This is a genomic window from Pseudomonas sp. CG7 (genome assembly GCF_023701885.1).
Taxonomy (GTDB): Bacteria; Pseudomonadota; Gammaproteobacteria; order Pseudomonadales; family Pseudomonadaceae; genus Aquipseudomonas; species Aquipseudomonas zanjanensis.
In genome coordinates this window covers 32,789-50,594 of sequence record NZ_JABAEE010000053.1, presented here as the reverse complement: position 1 = coordinate 50,594, position 17,806 = coordinate 32,789, and the positions used below count along the sequence as shown (strand labels likewise).

Below are 17,806 nucleotides of genomic sequence, written 5' to 3'. Positions count from 1 at the left end.
GTTTTGCAGTAGTGGCTGACGAAGTTCGCAATCTTGCCAGCAACACCAGTGATTCCATTGAGGAAATTCGTGACGTTATTCAGCAACTGCAGAGAAATACCCTTGAGACTGTTAGCGCAATGAAAAAAGGTTCAGCTCAGGCCAGTGTCGCTGTTAGGGACGTCTGCCTAGCTTCAGGGGCGTTTGACCGAATCAAAGAGTCTGTGGGAATCATTAGCGAAATGAATTTCCAAATCGCCGCTGCGGTCGAGGAGCAGAGCAGGGTCGCGGGGGAGGTTAGCCAAAACGTGGTAACAATTCGGGATGTCACCGAATCGCTCTCAGCGCAGGCGCAAGAGTCTCAGGAAATCAGCAGATCTATTAATTCGTTAGCCATCAAGCAGCAGGCGCTCGCCAACCAGTTTGTGACCTAGGGGTAGCTGTTTTCCCTGGTTTGTGATGGAAAGACGCATTGAGTCTTCCGTCCATGAGAGCCTGGCTTAGTAAAGCCGGGCTCCCTTGGCGTACCTGATACCCTATTCGTCTTGCTTGTGTTGTCCCCAAACGCACTGGAATTGGAGCTGTCCTGGAGTGGGGCAATTGGCGCTTCCTCAACCGAAAAATAAGCGTTTAAGCCCCCAGATATTCGTCTACCGATATGACGTTTGCATAGCCGAATTCAAATGCGGCCATCATGGTTGCATGCGCTTGGGCGGCAGGAACAGTCACGCCGTGGAATGTCAGATCCAAGGTGGCGCAGGCATCATGCAGTACGGTCACGGGATATCCCATGTCTGCTGCAGCGCGTACTACGGCGTCAATGCACATGTGGCTCATAGCACCTATGACTACGATTTCCTTCACATCAGCGGCTTCCAGTTGCTGTCTCAGATCAGTTTCCCTAAAGGCGTTAATGTGTCTTTTTACGATTACAGGCTCGTTACCTTGCGGGGCTACGTCTGGTTGAATTTCCGCACCAGTCGATCCTTTTGCAAAGATCGGAGCGTCTTTAGCAGACTCATGCCGTATGTGAAAAACAGGAAAACCGGTACCGCGCGCGTGGCTGATTACCCGGATAGCATTCTCTACAGCAGCGTCAATGCCGGTCAAAGGCAAATTGCCGGTAGGTAGATATTCGTTTTGTAGGTCAACTACTACAAGACCTCGTTTCATGAACGTTCTCCCGTTGAGTATCCAATGATTTGGAGGTTAAGCTGGGATCGGGAGTAAAGAACTATTACCCCGCTCCTGGTAGGTTTAAATCAGAATTCCAGCGAAGCGCCGTCTTCTGGAATGTCGACGCGACTTTCGATACCTTGCTTCTTAACGTAAATGCGCAGCGCTTCACGTGTTAGCGAGGTGTGGTTAATAGCATTCATATGCACGGCGACTATCTTCGCATTTTTTGCTGCTTGGGATGCGTGTAGGACGTCATCCTCACCCATGATGATTGCGCCATCGAACCCATTCACTTTCGCCTTCCCGGTATTAAGTACTATAACTTCGGGCTGATATTTTTGAATGGTCTGATCTACTTCTTTTCGCCAGATGGTGTCGCCGGCAAGGTAAAGAGTTTTGTAGCCTGGGGCTTGAAACACAACGCCCATTGCCTCGCCCAGAAGTTTCGCGAGGGGCGGCACGGCATACATCTCATCGGTGCCGTGTTGACCACCTGCCTTAGTGATTTTGACTCCGCCAAACTCAGCTTCGCCAGTCAGTACGTGCACATTTTTAAAGCCTTGGGAACGAACCAATTTCGCATCGTCCTCATCTTGGGTGAATAGAGGGATTTCCTTAGGCAGCGCTTTCTGCGCGGCATCGTCCCAATGGTCAAGATGCGTGTGTGTGAGGATGACAGCATCCACACCGGCGATTACTTCGGCAGGTGATTCGGTGAGATCGACCATTGGGTTGCGGAGATCGCTTCGGTACGTATTTTCAAATCCAGGATAGGTTCCCTTTTTCGCGAGCATCGGATCGATCAGGAACGTTGTGTCGCCGTAGGTAATTTTCACTGTTGCGTTACGAATTTGCTGAAAATCCACTTTTTGGGTCGTGATCGGTGCGGGCGATACATCTGTATTGGCGAATGCCCATGGGCTGGCAATAGCGCAAGCGAAGCTGAGTGCAAGAGGCAGTTTTCTGAAAATCATTGGATTTGATCCTATTAGTCTGTATAGAACTGCATTCTTGCCGACTGCGTCGCATCACAATAGTGGCCTGAAGGACATATTTCGATATAATCGGGCCAGTCGATCGGCGCGACTGTGAGACAGCACGAGAGAAGCATTCAATCATCGAAAGCGCTCTTGTTTAAGCGGTCGACTGTCATGCGAGGCTATTGATGCGATCCATACGTGTTGCTGTTTTGGCTTTTGAAGGTGTCAGCCTGTTCCATCTTTCTGTGCCTGGAATGGTGCTAGGCACTGCTCAATCCGCACCTGGTGAACCTCAGTATGAGGTCAATTATTGCGCAGAAAAGGTAGGGATGGTCGCTAGCGACCAATGCCTCGACTTAACGGTCGCTCATGGTCTTGAACTGATGGAGGAATCTGATGTAATCGTCATTCCGGCATGGGGCGATCAATTAGTAGGTGCATCTGTACAGTTAGTGAAAGCGCTCCAACTGGCCAATGCTCAAGGTAAGCTTATAGTTGGGTTATGTTTAGGCTCATTCGTCCTCGGAGATGCTGGATTACTGGATGGCAAGGAAGCAACCACTCACTGGGCCGCCCGAGAAGAGTTTGCGCGACGTTTCCCAGAAGTTCGCTTCAGGCCTGATGTGCTCTACGTCAGCGATGGCAACATCGTGACTTCTGCGGGAACTGCGGCGGCAATTGACTGTTGCCTTCATCTGATTCGCCAGCGCCTCGGTGCTGGTGTCGCGAATCGCACCGCGAAGATGCTGGTGACGCCGCCGCACAGACAGGGAGGCCAAGCTCAGTACGTTGATCACCCTGTGCCGCACCTCTCCAGCGAGACTCATCTGTCTGAAGTAATGGCGTGGGCTCGAGCGAACCTCTCTAACGATCTGTCGCTCGACGTATTGGCCGACATGGCGAAGATGAGTAGGCGCACATTTACTCGGCGATTCAGAGAGACGACTGGCAGTACCGTCTCAAAGTGGTTGAATGCTCAACGGGTTGCCAGAGCACAGGAGCTTTTGGAGACCACTGACCTGCCTATCGAATGTATTGCGGGTGAAGCAGGATTTGGAACGCCGTTATCGTTTAGGCAGCAATTCAGCGTTCACCTCGGCACATCGCCTTCTGAGTATCGGCGTACGTTTTCTGCGAAATGAATTTAGGGCTAAGCCGCATTGCAGGGAGCCTGTAGCCGAGCCTTTGACTCAGTCTTCGGCAGTGGTGTAATGCTGCTCCGGCGCTTAGGCTGTCGTTTTCCTGACAACAGAGAGCAAGGCTTGTAGTGGATGTAAAACGGTTACTCCGTCCTGTCGTTTCACTTGGCTACGGCAAGAATATCCATCGGCCAATAACCGGCCAGAAGCATTGAATTTTGTCACGAGCGGCGCCCAAGACTGCTTGTAGATCACTTCTGAAGTGCCGACATTCTTTGCCTCATGTCCATAGGTACCAGACATGCCGCAGCACCCGCTTGGTTGAATCTGTAAACTCAGTCCCATGCGCTCATAGATCTGCTGCCAAAGACCGATACTGCTCGGCTCATTAGTTTTTTCAGTGCAGTGTGGGAGGAAGTAATAGGGCGCAGCATCTTTGGCACTCGGAATTTGTTGAACCGTTCTGGACAGCCACTCCTGAGGCAGTAGAACTGTGGGGGCTTTGCTGCTGCCCAATGTCTTCGCATACTCCTGGCGATACACCAGAGTCATCGCGGGATCGAGCCCTACGAGCGCTATTTCGTAGCCCTGAAGCTGACTCAGAGCGTTACTGTTGAAATGGGCAGCTTTTTCAAAAGTGCTGATGAAACCTTGCACCTGAAGCGGTTTGCCATTGGGCGCAAACGGGGCGAGGTAGATCTGATAGCCAAGCCTTGCGATCAGTTCGATCCAGTCCGAGAGCACGGGGGTTTCGAAGTAGCGGGTAAAGGCATCCTGGACGATGATTACGCTGCGAGCGCGCTGCTGTTTACCCAATGTCGACAGGAGTTCAGGCGTTGCGATCTGAACGTTCCAACGACGGCATACAGCGTCGAAGTCCGTGATGCTGAGCAATGGACTATCGACCATCCCGGCGACATGCTCCAGAACGAAGCGTACCGGGCGGGAGCCCATGACAAAGTTATACAGGCGCGGGAAGCGAGCGATGTAGGGAATCGTGTATTCCAGCGAGCCGATCAAGTAATCCTTTAAAGGGCGCAGATAACGGCTGTGATACAGCTCTAGGAAACGCGAGCGGAACTCAGGCACGTTTACTTTGACCGGGCATTGTCCAGCGCAGGATTTACACGCAAGGCACCCAGCCATTGCTTCATAAACTTCGTGGGAAAAGTCTTGCTGCCCCATTTTCTGTGCGACCGTGTTGACTGCGCGTTTTGCGAGGCTGGCGACGTTGCTGATTGACCGAATGTGATCACTTGTCGCCAACACATCTATGTCTTGCTGACCCTGCAGTCTCAACCATTCGCGAATAAGGGAAGCACGTCCTTTGGGTGAATGAATGCGGTCACGGGTGCCTTTCCATGAGGGGCACATGGCGTCGTCTGGATCAAAGTTGTAGCAGGCGCCATTCCCGTTGCAGTGGACAGCGGTGTCGTAGCTTCGCCATACGCGTTCGTCGATTGTGCGGTCTAAGTCGCCTCGTAACTCAACGCCATCTACCTGAGTAAGCCGAGCTTCAGGTACCGTTCTGGGGGTTGCGATTTTTCCAGGATTAAGTTGGTTGTACGGATCGAAAACCGCCTTTAAATCTTGTAACGCAGGGTAAAGGTCACCGAAGTAATCTGGGGCATATTGGGATCTCAATCCCTTCCCATGTTCGCCCCACAATAAGCCGCCATGCTTTTGAGTCAAGGCAGCGACGGCGTCGGAAATGGGGCGGATCAATGCAGCCTGGACCGGGTCTTTCATGTCCAGAATCGGGCGCACATGCAGTACGCCGGCATCAACATGACCAAACATTCCGTATTGCAATTCATAGCCGTCCAGCAGCGCCCGAAACTCTTGGATGAAGTCAGCAAGGTTCTCTGGAGGCACAGCGGTGTCTTCTACAAAAGGCTGCGGCCTAGCTTCACCCGTGACGTTGCCCAGCAGTCCAACCGCCAGTTTACGCATCGCATAGACACGCTTGACTGCATCGGCGCCTATTGCGAGTGTGTGGCCCAAGCGCACCACAGACGTGTCGCTCTGCAGATGCAAGACGAAGTCATGAACGCTTTGCTGGACAGCAGCTTCATCGTCGCCGCTGAACTCGATGAGGTTGATGCCCGAGGTAGGTTTGTCCGGGTCTGCAGGAAAGTATTCGGCAACGCCATGCCAGACGATGTCCTTCATCGCCAGCATCAGGACTTTGGAGTCGACGGTCTCAATCGACAAAGGTTTGAGCAGCATTAATGCCTTCGCATCGCGCAACGCATTCATGAAGCTGGCATAACGTACGTTAACCAGGATGGAATACTTAGGGATCGGCAAGACGTTGAGTTTGGCCTCAATAATGAAACCCAGGGAGCCTTCGGAGCCGCACAGCACACTGTTAAGATTGAACAGATCACCCTGTTCGCGAAGGTGCGCAAGGTCATAGCCCGTGAGGCAGCGATTGAGTTTAGGAAAGGTATGCTCAATCAGATCTGCCTGATTATCCGCGATGTCGACCGCACACCGGTAAACCTCACCGATCCGATCCGGGCGCGCAGTTTCTTGCTCCAGAGCACCTTGCTCTAGTACCCCGCTGCGGAGTAACTCACCTCCAAGTAATACCGTGGAAAGCTCTAGAACGTGGTCGCGGGTTTTGCCATAGGTACAGCTGCCCTGGCCGCTGGCATCGGTGTTAATCATGCCGCCAATCGTTGCTCGGTTGGACGTGGACAATTCCGGCGCGAAGAAAAGTCCATAAGGTTTAAGCGCAGCATTCAGTTGATCTTTCACCACACCACTTTGAACGCGCACCCACCGCTCTTCAGCGTGAATTTCAAGAACGGTGTTCATATGGCGTGACAGGTCGACGACGATACCATCAGTCAACGACTGACCATTGGTGCCGGTGCCGCCACCTCGTGGTGTCAGCACTACCGACCTATGCTTAGGATCGGCGGCCAGAGTCGCCAGGATCGCTACGTCCTGAGCGTCAACGGGGAATACGGCTGCTTGAGGCATTTGCTGATAAATAGAGTTATCCGTCGCAAGCGCCATCCGCTGCCCGTAGCTGTGAACAATGTCCCCTCGGAAGCCTGTTTCAGCGAGCTGCTTCAGAAAGTCGTTGTAGCTCACGCTTTGATTTTTGGGCGGTAGCAACCGTGCGATCATGATTGAACTCCAACCGCTTTGCGGCTTTTTTGGCACTAACTAACTTTGGGCCGCCGAAAAGACGGCGATGCCCCTTAGGGATGTTTGAGAGATTAGGTATCGAAGTCGTATAGCTTCACCGCATTATCCCGAAGGATGAAGCGCCGATCACATTTTCCGGTGCCAGATCGAGGACTTGGGCACCGATGGGTTATTCGGATTTCATCGTCGGGTGAGATGACTTCTCTACTTCAACCTGTCAGCTCTGAATTTCACGAGCGCTGAAGCAATTTCTCCAAAAGGAATTCAGTGCTCAAACGTTATTCACGGGTGGCTAAATAATACCCCTGTAAGCTCCGGCGGCTCTTAGCGAATGCTCGCGCGGACCTTTTCTCTGAAAGTGTTTTCGATCCCATCCTGGATCTTGAGCTTGTCTGCGAGCGTTGGAACGAGGTGGCGGCTGATGACGACAATCCCGTCTTTGTCGCCCAAAATTGCGTCGCCCGGGTTGCAAACAACATTGCCACAGGCAACCGGAGCACCGACCTGGCCCGGGCCGTACTTTGATGGGCCAGCCGGACTCACGGCGCGCGCATAAGTCGGAAGCCCCATAGCAGTCAGCTCCTCCACATCTCGAACCGCGCCATCTATGACCACCGCTGCGACCTTGCGAGCCAGACACACTTCACCCAGCAAATCACCAAAGACCGCACGGTTGGTTTCACCGTTGCCGTTGATCACTAGAACATCACCTGGTTTGGCATCGTCTAACGCCCGGTGGATGGCCAGGTTGTCACCTTCCCAAGTGAGGATAGGCAGTACCGTTCCGTAGAACGAAGCTTTACCTGCAACGTGGTGGATAGCGGACGCCATCATTCCGAGGCGCTGTAATACGTCACCGATTAGTGCAACCGGGTAATGGGATATCTCTTCAACTTCTTTAAGGGAAGCGCGTTCCCAATCTGCGCTCACGGTAATGCTTTCATCAGATACATTGATAAACATGGTGACCTCGGCGTGAATCTGTTCGGAGTGCTATAAGTTGAACGTCTTGAATACAGGATTGTTGACTGGATGTTGGGGAGCTTCGCCGCGCAAGACAGCGGCAATAGCCTCAACTGCGCTCATGCCAACGCGCAACAATGACTCATTTGTTTGCCCTGCGACGTGAGGCGTCACAAGTAGGGTTGGAAGATCGGCAATGGGGAATTGGTTGCAACTGAACGGGGTGATCTTGTCGATGTTTTCAGCAGCCAAAACATCAATTCCCGCGCCACCCAGCTTGCCGCTGCGCAGGGCGTCAGCAACTGCAGCTTCATCGATCACGCCACCGCGGCTGGTGTTAATCAGGATGGCACCGGTCTTCATCTTTTCGATTTCCGCCCCACCAATGAGACTCTCAGTGCTTGTTTGCAGAGGAACATGGAGGCTCACCACGTCTGCCTGAGTTAACAAGGTATCGAGATCGACCATGCGTTTATCGAAGCTCGAATCATAAGCAGGGTCAGTCGCCAGAACCTTCATACCAAAGGCTTCAGCAACTGGCGCAACGTGCCGACCAATGTCGCCAAATCCAATCAAACCTAACGTGCGACCCTCGAGTTCTATGCCCGTGAGAGACAGCCGATCTGCCGCCCAAATATTATTTCGGGTCTGATCAGTCGCTAGCTGAAGCTTGCGGCTGATACCCAGTAGTAAAGCGAACACATGCTCGACAACACTTCTTCTGTTTGCGCCTGGTGTGTTGGTTACCCAGACACCCAACTCGGCTGCTGCTTTGTAGTCAACGTTGTCGTATCCCGCTCCGTGCCGAGCGACGATCCGCAGTTTAGGGGAGGCGGCGATCATCTCCGCAGAGATATGGCCACCGCGCAAAAATACGGCACCTACTCGTTGTTGGATATCTGCATAAGACACCGCATCTGGGCCATAGCCGAGTCGAACTTCACCTACCGTAGAAAGGGCTTTCAATACATCTGGATGGATAGGGCTTGTCACATAGATCAAAGACATGATTATCACCTTATGAGAATTGGTGGGTGTTGGCGTCATCGCCAGCCGCCGGTGCATTTTTTCGAACGGTCGAGATAACGATCAGTCCCAAGAGACCTGATGCGCACAGAATGAATGCGGGCGTGGACTGGTTGCCGGTGGCTCCGATCAACCATGTGGCCAGGAATGGGCCTGAGCCTCCGCCGATAACCGCGCCTACGCTGTGGCCAAATGCGACACCGGTGTGGCGGATATGCATCGGGAAGAATTCCGGCATTACCGAGTAGGTGCCCGCCTGGCAGAGGGCGTAAGGGATCATGCCGAGGGCAAGTCCGACCATAGCCAAGCTTACTGAGCCTTGCTGCATCAGCATGAAGGACGGTATCGATAACAAGGCATAGGCCACGTATGCATAGCGCAATATCGATTTTCCGCCGCGATACGAGCCGAGCTGACCAGCGAGGGGAATTAAAAACGCAGCAAGGATCACAGCAACCAACACGATGGTGGACGCTTGGCTTTTGGAGTATCCGAGAATTGAACTGAAGTACGCTGCAATGAATACAGTTCCGATATAGGTGCCGATGTTTTGCACCATCGAGATCATGATCACCTTGGTCAAAGGATTGCGATAGTCGCGGATCAGCTCAGCGAAAGGCTGGCCTTTCTTGACTTCAGCATCGTTCTTCTTGGAGGCAAACTCAGGGCTGTCCTCAATGCTCAGTCTCATGTAAAGACCGATAATCCCGAGCGGCAGAGCTAGAAGGAATGGGATACGCCAGCCCCAAGCTAGCATTTCAGGATCTGTGAGATAGGCCGCTGCCAAACCGGCAATCGCTGCCGCCAAGCCTTTACCGAACTGTGCAATGGAAGGAAGAAAAGAGACGTACAAGGCGCGGCGTTTAGGTGGTGCCCATTCGCGAATGTAACTCGCCGCTCCACCGATCTCGCCACCGGCAGAGAACCCCTGAAGCATGCGCAACGCAACCAAAAGGATAGGGGCCCATACACCGATTTGCGCGTAGCCTGGTAGTAGACCAATGAGCGTAGCCGCGGCACCCATCAGGGTGATGCTAGCGATCAGACTGAAGCGTCTGCCTACTTTGTCACCTAGCCAGCCGAAAGCGATAGCCCCAAGTGGTCTCACCAAAAACGCGGACCCGAATACAAGGAAAGTGTTAAGCAGGCCGGTTGTCGCATTGTCCGAGGGAAAGAAAACCGCTGCGAGGGTCGCGGCTACATATCCGTAGACGCTGAAATCGTAATACTCGACAAATGTACCAAATACAGCAGCCCGCGTTGCTTTCTTGGCCTTTCTTGTCTGTTCCGTCTCTTCGACGGTCTGCACGACGGGCTCGGCCATAACGTTATTGTTGTTCATGGGCACCTCGGGTTATTGGACATAGGCCTCATTCAAAAAATGGGACGGCGTCCTGTTATTGTTTGTCTAGCTTCTAGAACGCTGGGCCTGTTGTCAACAGCGAGGATGTGATTTGCCGTTGGGCAGCGTTAGACCCCAGAATGGGGGTCCGAACCCTTGATATGACTCGTGATGTCTCAATCAAATCGCTCTATTCCAACGTCATTGGCTGTTGCCCCGGCGTCCAGCCATACCAGGTTGATTCAGATTGTCGATGCACTCGTGAGGCGAACTGGCGGGGAGCCGTGGGGCGTGCGAGAGCTTGCGGCAGAGCTTTCAGAGAGCCGGAGCACCGTTAATCGGATTCTGGTCTCGTTGGTTGAGATCGGCCTAGCGAGTGAGTTAGGAGTTGGTAAGTACAGCGTAGGGCCCAGAATCGACGTCCTGACGAAAGCGCTCAGCGATTCAAGTGTGCTTCTTGGCCGGAACGGTGAATTGCTCAGTGAGCTCGCTGATGCCTCAAAGTGCACAGCTCTTGTCTCTGTCTACTGCCCGCAAAGTAGGGGCTATTTTATAGCTGCATGTAGCGAAGCTAATGCAACACTTACCTTCAGGCCTCAGCTAGGCGTGGTGTACCCACTTACGTTTGGAGATATTGGTAGACAGTTTGCTAAATATCTAGAGACCAATGCTTCACGTTTAAGCCCGCGAGATGAGAAGGGTGATGTAGATTACATCTTTCGGACGAATGATGCCCTAGGGCAGTTATCGGAGCCTGAGTTCCCCAGCGCTTTGTCCATCCGCGTAGGAAGTGCAACGAACGGACTTATCGTATCAGTCTCTCTCCACTCCGCTGGAAATGCATACTCAAAAATGCAACAGCAGTTGGATGCAGATGTGCTACGAGTCATTGGACAGATAATGGCTGACATTGAGTCGAAGAGCCTTCAAAATCTTCAGGCCCATCCCTGCATCTCTACGAAAGATAGTAAGTCTACAGTTAACCGTCTTGAGAGGCTTCTCCTGCTTTCCTGCGCCTTTCCTGACGGCATAATTACGTCATCTCACTTAAATGACCATCTTCTTTGCAATGCGGCCACGGCCAAGCGACTCATACAGTCTGGTGTTGAGGCTGAACTGGTCAGCTTGTTTGGGGGTACTTTATTCCCTGGCCCAAGGCTTTACCAATGGGCGGCAAAGATGAACTCCGCCCATCGCAATCTTGCTGATATTACCAAGAAAATATTGTCTTCATTAGTCCAAGAGACCGGTGAAACAATTGCGCTTCTTTCATTCGATGATGTGACTGGAAAAGCCGAGTTTCTTGACGTCATACAGGGATGGAGACCAATCCAATACAAGCTTCAAATCAACGTGAATGTCCCTCTCTATGCCGGTGCTGCCGGGAAGGCTGTATTGGCTCACTGCGATCCACACTTAGTTGACTCTCTTGATCTTGTAAAAATTACGGATGCTACCATTACCTGCCGCAAGGCACTTAAGGAGGATCTGTTAACTATTAAAAAACGGGGTTGGGCAACTGGTGAAGGTGAGCGTGTGCTAGGGGCTTTTGGCTTAGCAGTGCCTTTTTTTGTCGATGGTAAAATTCGAGGTTCTATTTCCGCAACTATTCCTCAATACCGCAAAGATGAGCGCGACTTGCCGACGCTCATTAACCTAATGCGTGAATCAACAGGTAGGATTGAGCGTTTGTTGTCTTTAGGACTCAAAGCTCAGTAATAACCTACGAGTTGCTTGCTTGTGAAAGAATTCTGGGCGCTTCATTTTCTTGTTTCCTCACTAGACTTGAAGCGTGCGCGATACTCACCAGGTGTTACAGCATAGTTTTTCATAAAACAGCGTATCAAGGTTGCTTCATTACCTAGGCCACACTTGTGGGCAATCGTTTTGAGTGGCGTACGTGACGTGACCAGCATATGACGAGCAGCTTCCAAGCGAATTTGCTCTACCATTTTGCTAGGCGTACAGCCATTGGCCTCACGATACTTTCGAGCAAATGTTCGTTCACTCATATTCATGAAATTGGCTAGCGAAAATACCGATAAATCGCCACTAAGATTGGTGTTAAGCCATGCGTGTAGGTCTGAAAATTGACTGCTATTGGATTGTAGAGTCAATGATGAACTGAATTGGTTTTGATCTCCAGGACGCTTTAGAAAAACAACCAAATGTCGTGCAACTTCTAGTGCCGCAGCATGCCCCAAGTCTGCTTCGACTATTGCAAGAGCTAGATCGATGCCTGACGTAACGCCAGCCGAAGTCCATAGATCTCCATCGTTAATAAATATAGGCCCGCGCCTTACTTTTGCGAGAGGGAAGTCAAGTTCCAACTTGTCATAGGCAGACCAGTGAGTCGTCACGTTTCGCCCGTCTAATTTTCCGGCAGTCGCTAGCGCAAATATGCCCGTGCAGACGGAAACTAGACGCTTAGCTTTTTCAGAATGTCTTACAAATTGTGTAAAAAATTTTGGATGGTCACAAAATTTATGAATCCCAGGCCCGCCTGGCACGATCAGCGTGTGCGCTGCCGGTGTTTCAGCTTCCAAAATAGCGGCGTTTAGCGAGAAGTTGGAGAAAATCTCCGTCGTGCGACTCAACGATAGAATGGATAAAGAGTAAGGCGGATTATCGGGATGCGCGAAATGGTTCGCCGCGATAAACACGTCTAAAGGGCCAGCTAAGTCGAGCAGGCTGACTTCAGGGTAGGTAATGATCTGAACAGATTTGCTAGGCATTTTGGATTAAACCCTCCTTATAGAGCACTTCGTGGACTGGGGGGATCTTGGCAGGAATCATCAACGTTTTGTCATTTTTCTAACCGATTTCCGTCTATTGTTAGGCTTATCTAAAGCTATGCAGGATAGCCAGATGTCACATGTGAGGTTTTTAGTGACACTTACTATCCTTATGTCTTGGTTAACAGTTTGCCCAGCTTCATTAACTTATGTCAGCGTGGAGGTTCATTTTATGTCGGGTCTTATGAAGAGCGCTATGGGATTCGAAGTGAACATGGATGATGATTTTGAGCACAGGATTTCTACTATTCTTGAGTTGTTGATAAGCAATTCGTCGGGTGTCGTCAAATGTGAGTTAAAAAATATTTCCGAACCAAATCGTTGGATAATCGAGTGTTTATGGCACGATCAACAGGCAATGCATGCCCATTTTTTGTCATGTCAACTGCAGAATTTGATAGGTCTGTTAGCTTCTCGATCCCGTAAAATTGTGTTTGAATGCGGGAGTGTATGAGTCTGATGCTCTAGATTTCCTGAGGCGCTTAGTTAGTCTACTTGTCATTTCAGATGATCAAGTATAACAAGTTCGGCACCTCAGGTTTCCGAAATGCTGAGCCAAATAGGCCTCAGCAATCTCCCACATCAGAATTCCACAGTCACTCCGGTATAAAGTGCGCGACCATCACCAGGCGAATGCAGTGATGCCTGCGCACCGTCCGGGTCGTACCAGACGTATTCATAATATCGGTTGGTTAGGTTTTTCAGCTGTAGGTCGACGCTCACTGACTGCGTCACTTTGTAGGTTGCACCGAGGTTCATCAGCACATAACCGCCATACGTCCCCTTCGTATTTTCCCGCTCCAGATAATAGTTAGTCTGGCCGTTCATCCACGCGGTCAGCTGAAGTGCGGGGGTCGCGTCATAGCTGATGCCGGCGTTATAAAGGTGGTGCGGGATGTGGTCGATTTCCTCACCTTTGCTGTTAGGCAACGTGGCACTCGGCTGGAGTATTTTCGAATACTGCCAGGAGTAAGCCATCCAGATATTGGTGCGTTCATTCGGATACAGGTTCATCTGCAAGTCGTAACCCCAGCGCCGTGTTTCACCGACATTATCGGATTCGCCGCTCGGGTCGTTCAGCCGGCGACTGACTTCCCCCGAGGCCTCTTGCTGCCAATAGGCGACGCGTCCATCCACCCAGTCAGCCGGCGTGAACTTGATGCCTGTTTCCCAGCCCTCGTTGATCGAAGGGGCTAGGTCAGTGTCTCTGGGTGGAATCTTGTAAGCCGCCGCCCCGGTGCCCACTTGAAAGGTACGTCCCCAGTTCGCATAGAAGCTGACAACGTCCCACGGAGAATAGACAACGCTGATCTTCGGCTGCTTGATCAGCCCGTAGTCGTTAATGTCGTAATCTGTGCCGGTCATTTCATTAGTGAAGTCGCCCTGGATCTTATCGACCCGGTAGGCCGGTACGATCTTCAGTGATTCGAAGGGTTTGATTTCGGCCTGGATATAAGCGCCGTAGGTGTCGAAGTCGAACTGCTGGTCGCGGGTGGTAGCTAGACGCATACGGTCTCTAGTGCGATAGCGCTCACTTTTGTTTTGCTGCTGTTGTACGTCTGCACCACCTTCCAAGGCGAAGTCGTAAAGCCAGCTGACTTCCGGTCGCCAGGTCAGGGAGGTGAGGGCGCCATATTGCGTCTCGTAGGCGTCGCGTTCCTGCTGAGCGCTTGTACTCCAGTATTGTGTCCAGCGCCTGTCATCGAAGGTGTTGACGTAGGTCTTCGCTGACCAAGCGAGGGTATCAGCCAAGTCTGTATCGAAATGCAGACTGACCTGGTTCATACGACGAGTACCCTTGTCAGTAGCGTTGAATCTGTTGGTCATTTCCGCATGATGACGTGCATCTTCTTCACTTAGATAACCTGGCTCCTCAGCCTCTGTTTCGTAGTGACGAGCAATAAGGCCGATACGGTAGCTGTCATCGTCCGGCGTGTAGAACCATTTGCCCGACATCGAGAACTTGTCTGCTCCGGCATGATCCCGGTAGCCATCGAATTTTTGATAGGCGAAGAAGTAGTTCTGAGTCCAGTTGCTGCCCTCAATGCCTTTGGCGAGTTGTGCTTCTTGGGTATTGAAGCTGCCGTAACGCAGCCGCGCCTTGTTGTAGTCGCCACCCGTGCGGGTCAGCATATTAACGTTGCCGGCAATGTTGTTCAGGCCATAGCGTGCATCACTGGTGCCACGCACCACCTCAATGCTGTCCAGCTCCATGGGGAAAATCATGTCCATGTACGGCATGTTGCCGTCATTGCTGTTACTGGGGATGCCGTCGATCAGCAATTTGACCGCGTTCACTTCGCCTTCGCCGTTGAAACCTCGAAAGGAGATTTTGCCGGAGGTGGTGCCTTGATTGAACTCGGTCAGCATCACACCCGGTGCGCGGCTGAACAGCTCCCAGCTGTAGTTGGCGGGCATCTTTTCAAGGATATCCGCGCCCAGGATATCGATTGAGCTCAGTACGCTATTGGTGCTTAACGGGCCGCTGGCCGAGCCCTGGACATTCACCGCACCCAGCGTCAGCGTTGAGTTTTCGAGTTTACTGGCTTCAGCCAATGCCAGCGACAGCGGGCTCAGTGCGAGCATGCCGATTGAAAACACGGGCCACATGGAGCGGGACACAGACAAACGCTTCGCATAGCGCAAAGAAAACGGAGCAGGCATAACGCGCACTTCCTGATCATCAAGAAACTTTAAGGGCGTTCAGCGTCCTTCTCAGGTCGCTAAACAGATTTAAAGCAGGCAACACCGCATGACATCAGCGATGTTTTGATCAGGCGAAGGGAGAGGCGCGAGGACTCAGGCTGGGCCAGCGAATGCGTGGATGAAGCGTCGGCAGGACAGGGTTCTCGAGGGCCGTGTTGGCAGCGTACTGCGGCAGAAAATGCCGGTAGTAATTGGACGGTAATGCCGCGAGTCCGGCATGTCCGCAACAGCAGTCGCCGTGCTGCATGGCAGATTTTGACTGAGGCAGTTGCAGGCCATCAATCGCCTTGCCGAGATCTTTTGGCAAAACACTCAAGTTTCCGCCCGAACAAAAACCACCCCAAAGCATCAGGCGCATGTCCGGCATCTGCATCGCACGACTCATCGGCGTGGTGATCAGGTTGAGCAGGATGGCCAGACAGGCGATCCAGGGACGGATGCGTTTCAACGAACTCATAAATGAAATCGCCGCGAAGGGGGGGCTATTTAGCCCGCTTTAAATAATGAAGTAAATTTTTCCTGGGTGCGCTATTTCGCCACAGGTCTTATCGGACCCGAAGGAAAGGCTTCATCCAAACAACACGCCTGCCCAGCTAGCGAACCAATTTCAGCAATCGCCAATGCCATATTGTCTGCGGCCATGGTCACTGGTTCTGTGTGGAAGTTGCCGCCAGAGACCAGGTCGCTTTCAACGGCAAAGACCAGCGGGTTATTGGATACGGCATTCCTTTCGACGATCAATACTTCCTCGACCTTGCGGAGCTGGGTCAGACACGCGCCCATGATTTGAAGTAGGGCAGAGAGAAGAAATCTTAGACCTTGCGGCGGTCCTTGTGCGAATCGGCGACCTCACTGCTTTGTCCCAGCAGGTCGCGATAAGCAGTAGCAGTAGCAATCTGGCCGCGAGCAGCATGGATGCCTGCGTCAAGCGGTGAGCGGGAGCCCAAGATTGGGCACTTGGAGACGTGGTGAAGGTCAGTACGATCCGCACCATCAATGACGCGAGTGGTCCCCCCGTGGCGTCGTTGGCGTGGACGTATCGCTCAAGTAACTGACTGAGTTGGTTAGAACGATCAAATTAGGCAAGAGCGAGGGCCTGGTGTTGGTCGAGGCCAATGGCAATGTCTTGGTAGATCTCGCAAATGCCAAAAACGATTTCAAGCCATTAGGTGTTAGGACCCGGCTATGGCCAATTGGCCAAAAGCGCTGAGGCGTGATTCTTATGGCCTGGATGGCGTTTTATTGGCCTAATCAGCGGGACGAGATGATGGCCGATGCCATGAGTCTGACCTGGTTGATCGCAGCCATCGCAGCCGCATTGGCGGCGTTTTTTGCCATCGTCGGTGCTGGTTTTGCCGGCATGATCGTGCGCCCGATTCGTGGCGTGGCTGATGGCTTGCAACAGATCGCCGAAAGTGAGGGTGACCTTACACGTCAACACCAAGTACGGGGCAAGGACGAAACCGCCAACCTGGCGAGTTGGTTCAACCAACTTCCAAGTATGATTGCTCAATTGGGGAAGCGCATCGGCAATGCGTCGTTCGATCTGCAAATCGCCGCCGCCGATACCAACGAAGTCGCCAATAAGATGAACCTGGCTGCGGGCTGCCAACGTGAGGCCGTGGAACTGGTAAGCACCGCTTTCAATGAAATGCTCGCCACTTCCAATGAGGTCGCGCGTTCTATGGTGCCGCGATGTTGAGTGCTGCCGAAGGCTACCGAGATGTGCACGATACTCAGAAGCAAATCAGCGAAACGACCGGCAGCGTGCTCAAGCTCAGTGAGGACCTGGTGATATCGGCCCAGACCATGCAACTCCTCGAACAAGACTGCAAAAACATCAATGCCATTCCCGACATTGTTCGCCCGATTGCCCAGAAGACCAACTTGCTGGCGCTCAACGCCGCCATTGAGGCCGACCGCGCTGGTGCTCAAGGGCATGGCTTTGCAATGGTCGCGGATGAAGTCAGCGCCCTAGCTCGTCGCACCTCCGACTCCACCGGCGAAATCGACAGCCTACTGGGTAACCTTGCTCGCCGTACCCAGGAAGTCACCCAGCAGATGCACGGCAGCTTGCAAGCGTCACAGGCTAGCCTGCAGCGGATCCAGCGGGTCCGCGACAGCTTCGACAAGATCCGCGCTTCAGTGGACTCGAGTCGCGGCCAGAATACCCGGATCGCCACGGCGGCAGAGGAGCAGCTTCAGGTGGCGGAGGAAATCAATCGACACATCGCACAGATCCACGCCGATACGCAGACGGTAGAAGAGTATGCGCATTCAGCGCATGCCGGATCGGGGCGAATGACGGATATTTCTGGTCAGCTTCAAGGATTGGTCGGGCGATTCAAATATTAATCTGTACAAAACAATGGGCATTTAATTGCCGGGGTAAGCCCCTTGGGAATGAAACAATGCCATGTGCCAACCGCTCTCATCTAGAGAAAAAACAGTAAAAACCGCCGTCCCTGGCGGTCCCGTTCAACAGGCCAAGCTATCAGGCTAATCGGCGCGGGACAGCCTGTACTCCGAATCATG

14 protein-coding genes and 2 pseudogenes are annotated in these 17,806 nt (G+C 52.4%); 6 read left to right on the top strand and 10 right to left on the bottom strand.

What is annotated here, in order from left to right:
- Positions 1 to 413: methyl-accepting chemotaxis protein (locus HGO40_RS20470; RefSeq protein ID WP_250964506.1), on the top strand; the 413-nt coding region annotated here is incomplete at its 5' end.
- Positions 414 to 609: 196 nt separating this feature from the next.
- Here HGO40_RS20470 and HGO40_RS20465 read toward each other — a convergent pair.
- Together HGO40_RS20465 and HGO40_RS20460 are read right to left on the bottom strand one after the other, a co-directional pair.
- A complete protein-coding gene (locus HGO40_RS20465; RefSeq protein ID WP_065878042.1) occupies positions 610 to 1,152 on the bottom strand; it encodes a cysteine hydrolase family protein in 543 nt (180 codons plus the stop codon).
- An 89-nt stretch (positions 1,153 to 1,241) separates the two neighbouring features.
- Positions 1,242 to 2,132: an MBL fold metallo-hydrolase gene (locus HGO40_RS20460; RefSeq protein ID WP_065878043.1), complete on the bottom strand. Its 891-nt coding sequence runs from the start codon at positions 2,130 to 2,132 to the stop codon at positions 1,242 to 1,244.
- 191 nt (positions 2,133 to 2,323) lie between these two features.
- On the opposite strand from HGO40_RS20460, the gene HGO40_RS20455 reads away from it, so the two are divergent.
- Positions 2,324 to 3,280, top strand: coding sequence for a GlxA family transcriptional regulator (locus HGO40_RS20455; RefSeq protein ID WP_250964505.1), 957 nt, complete (start codon positions 2,324 to 2,326; stop codon positions 3,278 to 3,280).
- A gap of 84 nt (positions 3,281 to 3,364) precedes the next feature.
- Here the strand turns inward: HGO40_RS20455 and ydiJ are convergent, their stop codons facing one another.
- From ydiJ to HGO40_RS20435, 4 genes are all read right to left on the bottom strand, one after another.
- Positions 3,365 to 6,418, bottom strand: coding sequence for a D-2-hydroxyglutarate dehydrogenase YdiJ (gene ydiJ / locus HGO40_RS20450; protein ID WP_250964504.1), 3,054 nt, complete (start codon positions 6,416 to 6,418; stop codon positions 3,365 to 3,367).
- Between the two features lie 345 nt (positions 6,419 to 6,763).
- Positions 6,764 to 7,402 carry an RraA family protein gene (locus tag HGO40_RS20445; protein WP_217856269.1) on the bottom strand — a complete coding sequence of 213 codons (639 nt, stop codon included), beginning with the start codon at positions 7,400 to 7,402 and terminating at the stop codon, positions 6,764 to 6,766.
- A gap of 30 nt (positions 7,403 to 7,432) precedes the next feature.
- Positions 7,433 to 8,410 (bottom strand): hydroxyacid dehydrogenase, encoded by a 978-nt coding sequence (locus tag HGO40_RS20440; protein WP_250964503.1) that lies wholly within the window; start codon positions 8,408 to 8,410, stop codon positions 7,433 to 7,435.
- 10 nt (positions 8,411 to 8,420) lie between these two features.
- Positions 8,421 to 9,770 (bottom strand): MFS transporter, encoded by a 1,350-nt coding sequence (locus tag HGO40_RS20435; protein ID WP_250964502.1) that lies wholly within the window; start codon positions 9,768 to 9,770, stop codon positions 8,421 to 8,423.
- Positions 9,771 to 9,941: 171 nt separating this feature from the next.
- Between HGO40_RS20435 and HGO40_RS30675 the strand changes: the two are divergent.
- A pseudogene (locus HGO40_RS30675) lies at positions 9,942 to 10,133 on the top strand (helix-turn-helix domain-containing protein); the annotation flags it as partial.
- A 489-nt stretch (positions 10,134 to 10,622) separates the two neighbouring features.
- Positions 10,623 to 11,489 (top strand): IclR family transcriptional regulator, encoded by an 867-nt coding sequence (locus HGO40_RS20430; protein WP_250964501.1) that lies wholly within the window; start codon positions 10,623 to 10,625, stop codon positions 11,487 to 11,489.
- Between the two features lie 41 nt (positions 11,490 to 11,530).
- Here the strand turns inward: HGO40_RS20430 and HGO40_RS20425 are convergent, their stop codons facing one another.
- From HGO40_RS20425 to HGO40_RS20410, 4 genes and pseudogenes are all read right to left on the bottom strand, one after another.
- Positions 11,531 to 12,505: a GlxA family transcriptional regulator gene (locus tag HGO40_RS20425; RefSeq protein WP_250964500.1), complete on the bottom strand. Its 975-nt coding sequence runs from the start codon at positions 12,503 to 12,505 to the stop codon at positions 11,531 to 11,533.
- A 642-nt stretch (positions 12,506 to 13,147) separates the two neighbouring features.
- A complete protein-coding gene (locus HGO40_RS20420; protein WP_250964508.1) occupies positions 13,148 to 15,175 on the bottom strand; it encodes a TonB-dependent receptor in 2,028 nt (675 codons plus the stop codon).
- Positions 15,176 to 15,338: 163 nt separating this feature from the next.
- The gene (locus HGO40_RS20415) at positions 15,339 to 15,728 is read right to left on the bottom strand and encodes a DUF2946 domain-containing protein (RefSeq protein ID WP_217856279.1); all 390 of its coding nucleotides are present in this window, start codon (positions 15,726 to 15,728) and stop codon (positions 15,339 to 15,341) included.
- A 134-nt stretch (positions 15,729 to 15,862) separates the two neighbouring features.
- Positions 15,863 to 16,221: pseudogene (locus HGO40_RS20410) on the bottom strand (aromatic amino acid lyase); the annotation flags it as partial.
- Between the two features lie 272 nt (positions 16,222 to 16,493).
- Between HGO40_RS20410 and HGO40_RS30930 the strand changes: the two are divergent.
- Positions 16,494 to 16,973, top strand: a complete 480-nt coding sequence (locus HGO40_RS30930) for a HAMP domain-containing protein (protein WP_502943342.1) — start codon at positions 16,494 to 16,496, stop codon at positions 16,971 to 16,973.
- A complete protein-coding gene (locus tag HGO40_RS30925) occupies positions 16,967 to 17,626 on the top strand; it encodes a methyl-accepting chemotaxis protein (protein WP_433861488.1) in 660 nt (219 codons plus the stop codon). Before HGO40_RS30930 ends, HGO40_RS30925 begins: the two co-directional genes overlap by 7 nt.
- Positions 17,627 to 17,806: the final 180 nt, after the last annotated feature.

Bases quoted from the DNA above. Each gene is read 5' to 3' on its own strand.
- HGO40_RS20430 (WP_250964501.1), top strand. From the start codon at position 10,623: ATGCAACAGCAGTTGGATGCAGATGTGCTACGAGTCATTGGACAGATA.
- HGO40_RS20460 (WP_065878043.1), bottom strand. From the start codon at position 2,132: ATGATTTTCAGAAAACTGCCTCTTGCACTCAGCTTCGCTTGCGCTATT.
- ydiJ (WP_250964504.1), bottom strand. From the start codon at position 6,418: ATGATCGCACGGTTGCTACCGCCCAAAAATCAAAGCGTGAGCTACAAC.
- HGO40_RS20465 (WP_065878042.1), bottom strand. From the start codon at position 1,152: ATGAAACGAGGTCTTGTAGTAGTTGACCTACAAAACGAATATCTACCT.
- HGO40_RS30930 (WP_502943342.1), top strand. From the start codon at position 16,494: ATGGCCTGGATGGCGTTTTATTGGCCTAATCAGCGGGACGAGATGATG.
- HGO40_RS20455 (WP_250964505.1), top strand. From the start codon at position 2,324: ATGCGATCCATACGTGTTGCTGTTTTGGCTTTTGAAGGTGTCAGCCTG.
- HGO40_RS20420 (WP_250964508.1), bottom strand. From the start codon at position 15,175: ATGTGGCCCGTGTTTTCAATCGGCATGCTCGCACTGAGCCCGCTGTCG.
- HGO40_RS30925 (WP_433861488.1), top strand. From the start codon at position 16,967: ATGTTGAGTGCTGCCGAAGGCTACCGAGATGTGCACGATACTCAGAAG.
- HGO40_RS20440 (WP_250964503.1), bottom strand. From the start codon at position 8,410: ATGTCTTTGATCTATGTGACAAGCCCTATCCATCCAGATGTATTGAAA.
- HGO40_RS20445 (WP_217856269.1), bottom strand. From the start codon at position 7,402: ATGTTTATCAATGTATCTGATGAAAGCATTACCGTGAGCGCAGATTGG.
- HGO40_RS20435 (WP_250964502.1), bottom strand. From the start codon at position 9,770: ATGAACAACAATAACGTTATGGCCGAGCCCGTCGTGCAGACCGTCGAA.
- HGO40_RS20415 (WP_217856279.1), bottom strand. From the start codon at position 15,728: ATGAGTTCGTTGAAACGCATCCGTCCCTGGATCGCCTGTCTGGCCATC.
- HGO40_RS20425 (WP_250964500.1), bottom strand. From the start codon at position 12,505: ATGCCTAGCAAATCTGTTCAGATCATTACCTACCCTGAAGTCAGCCTG.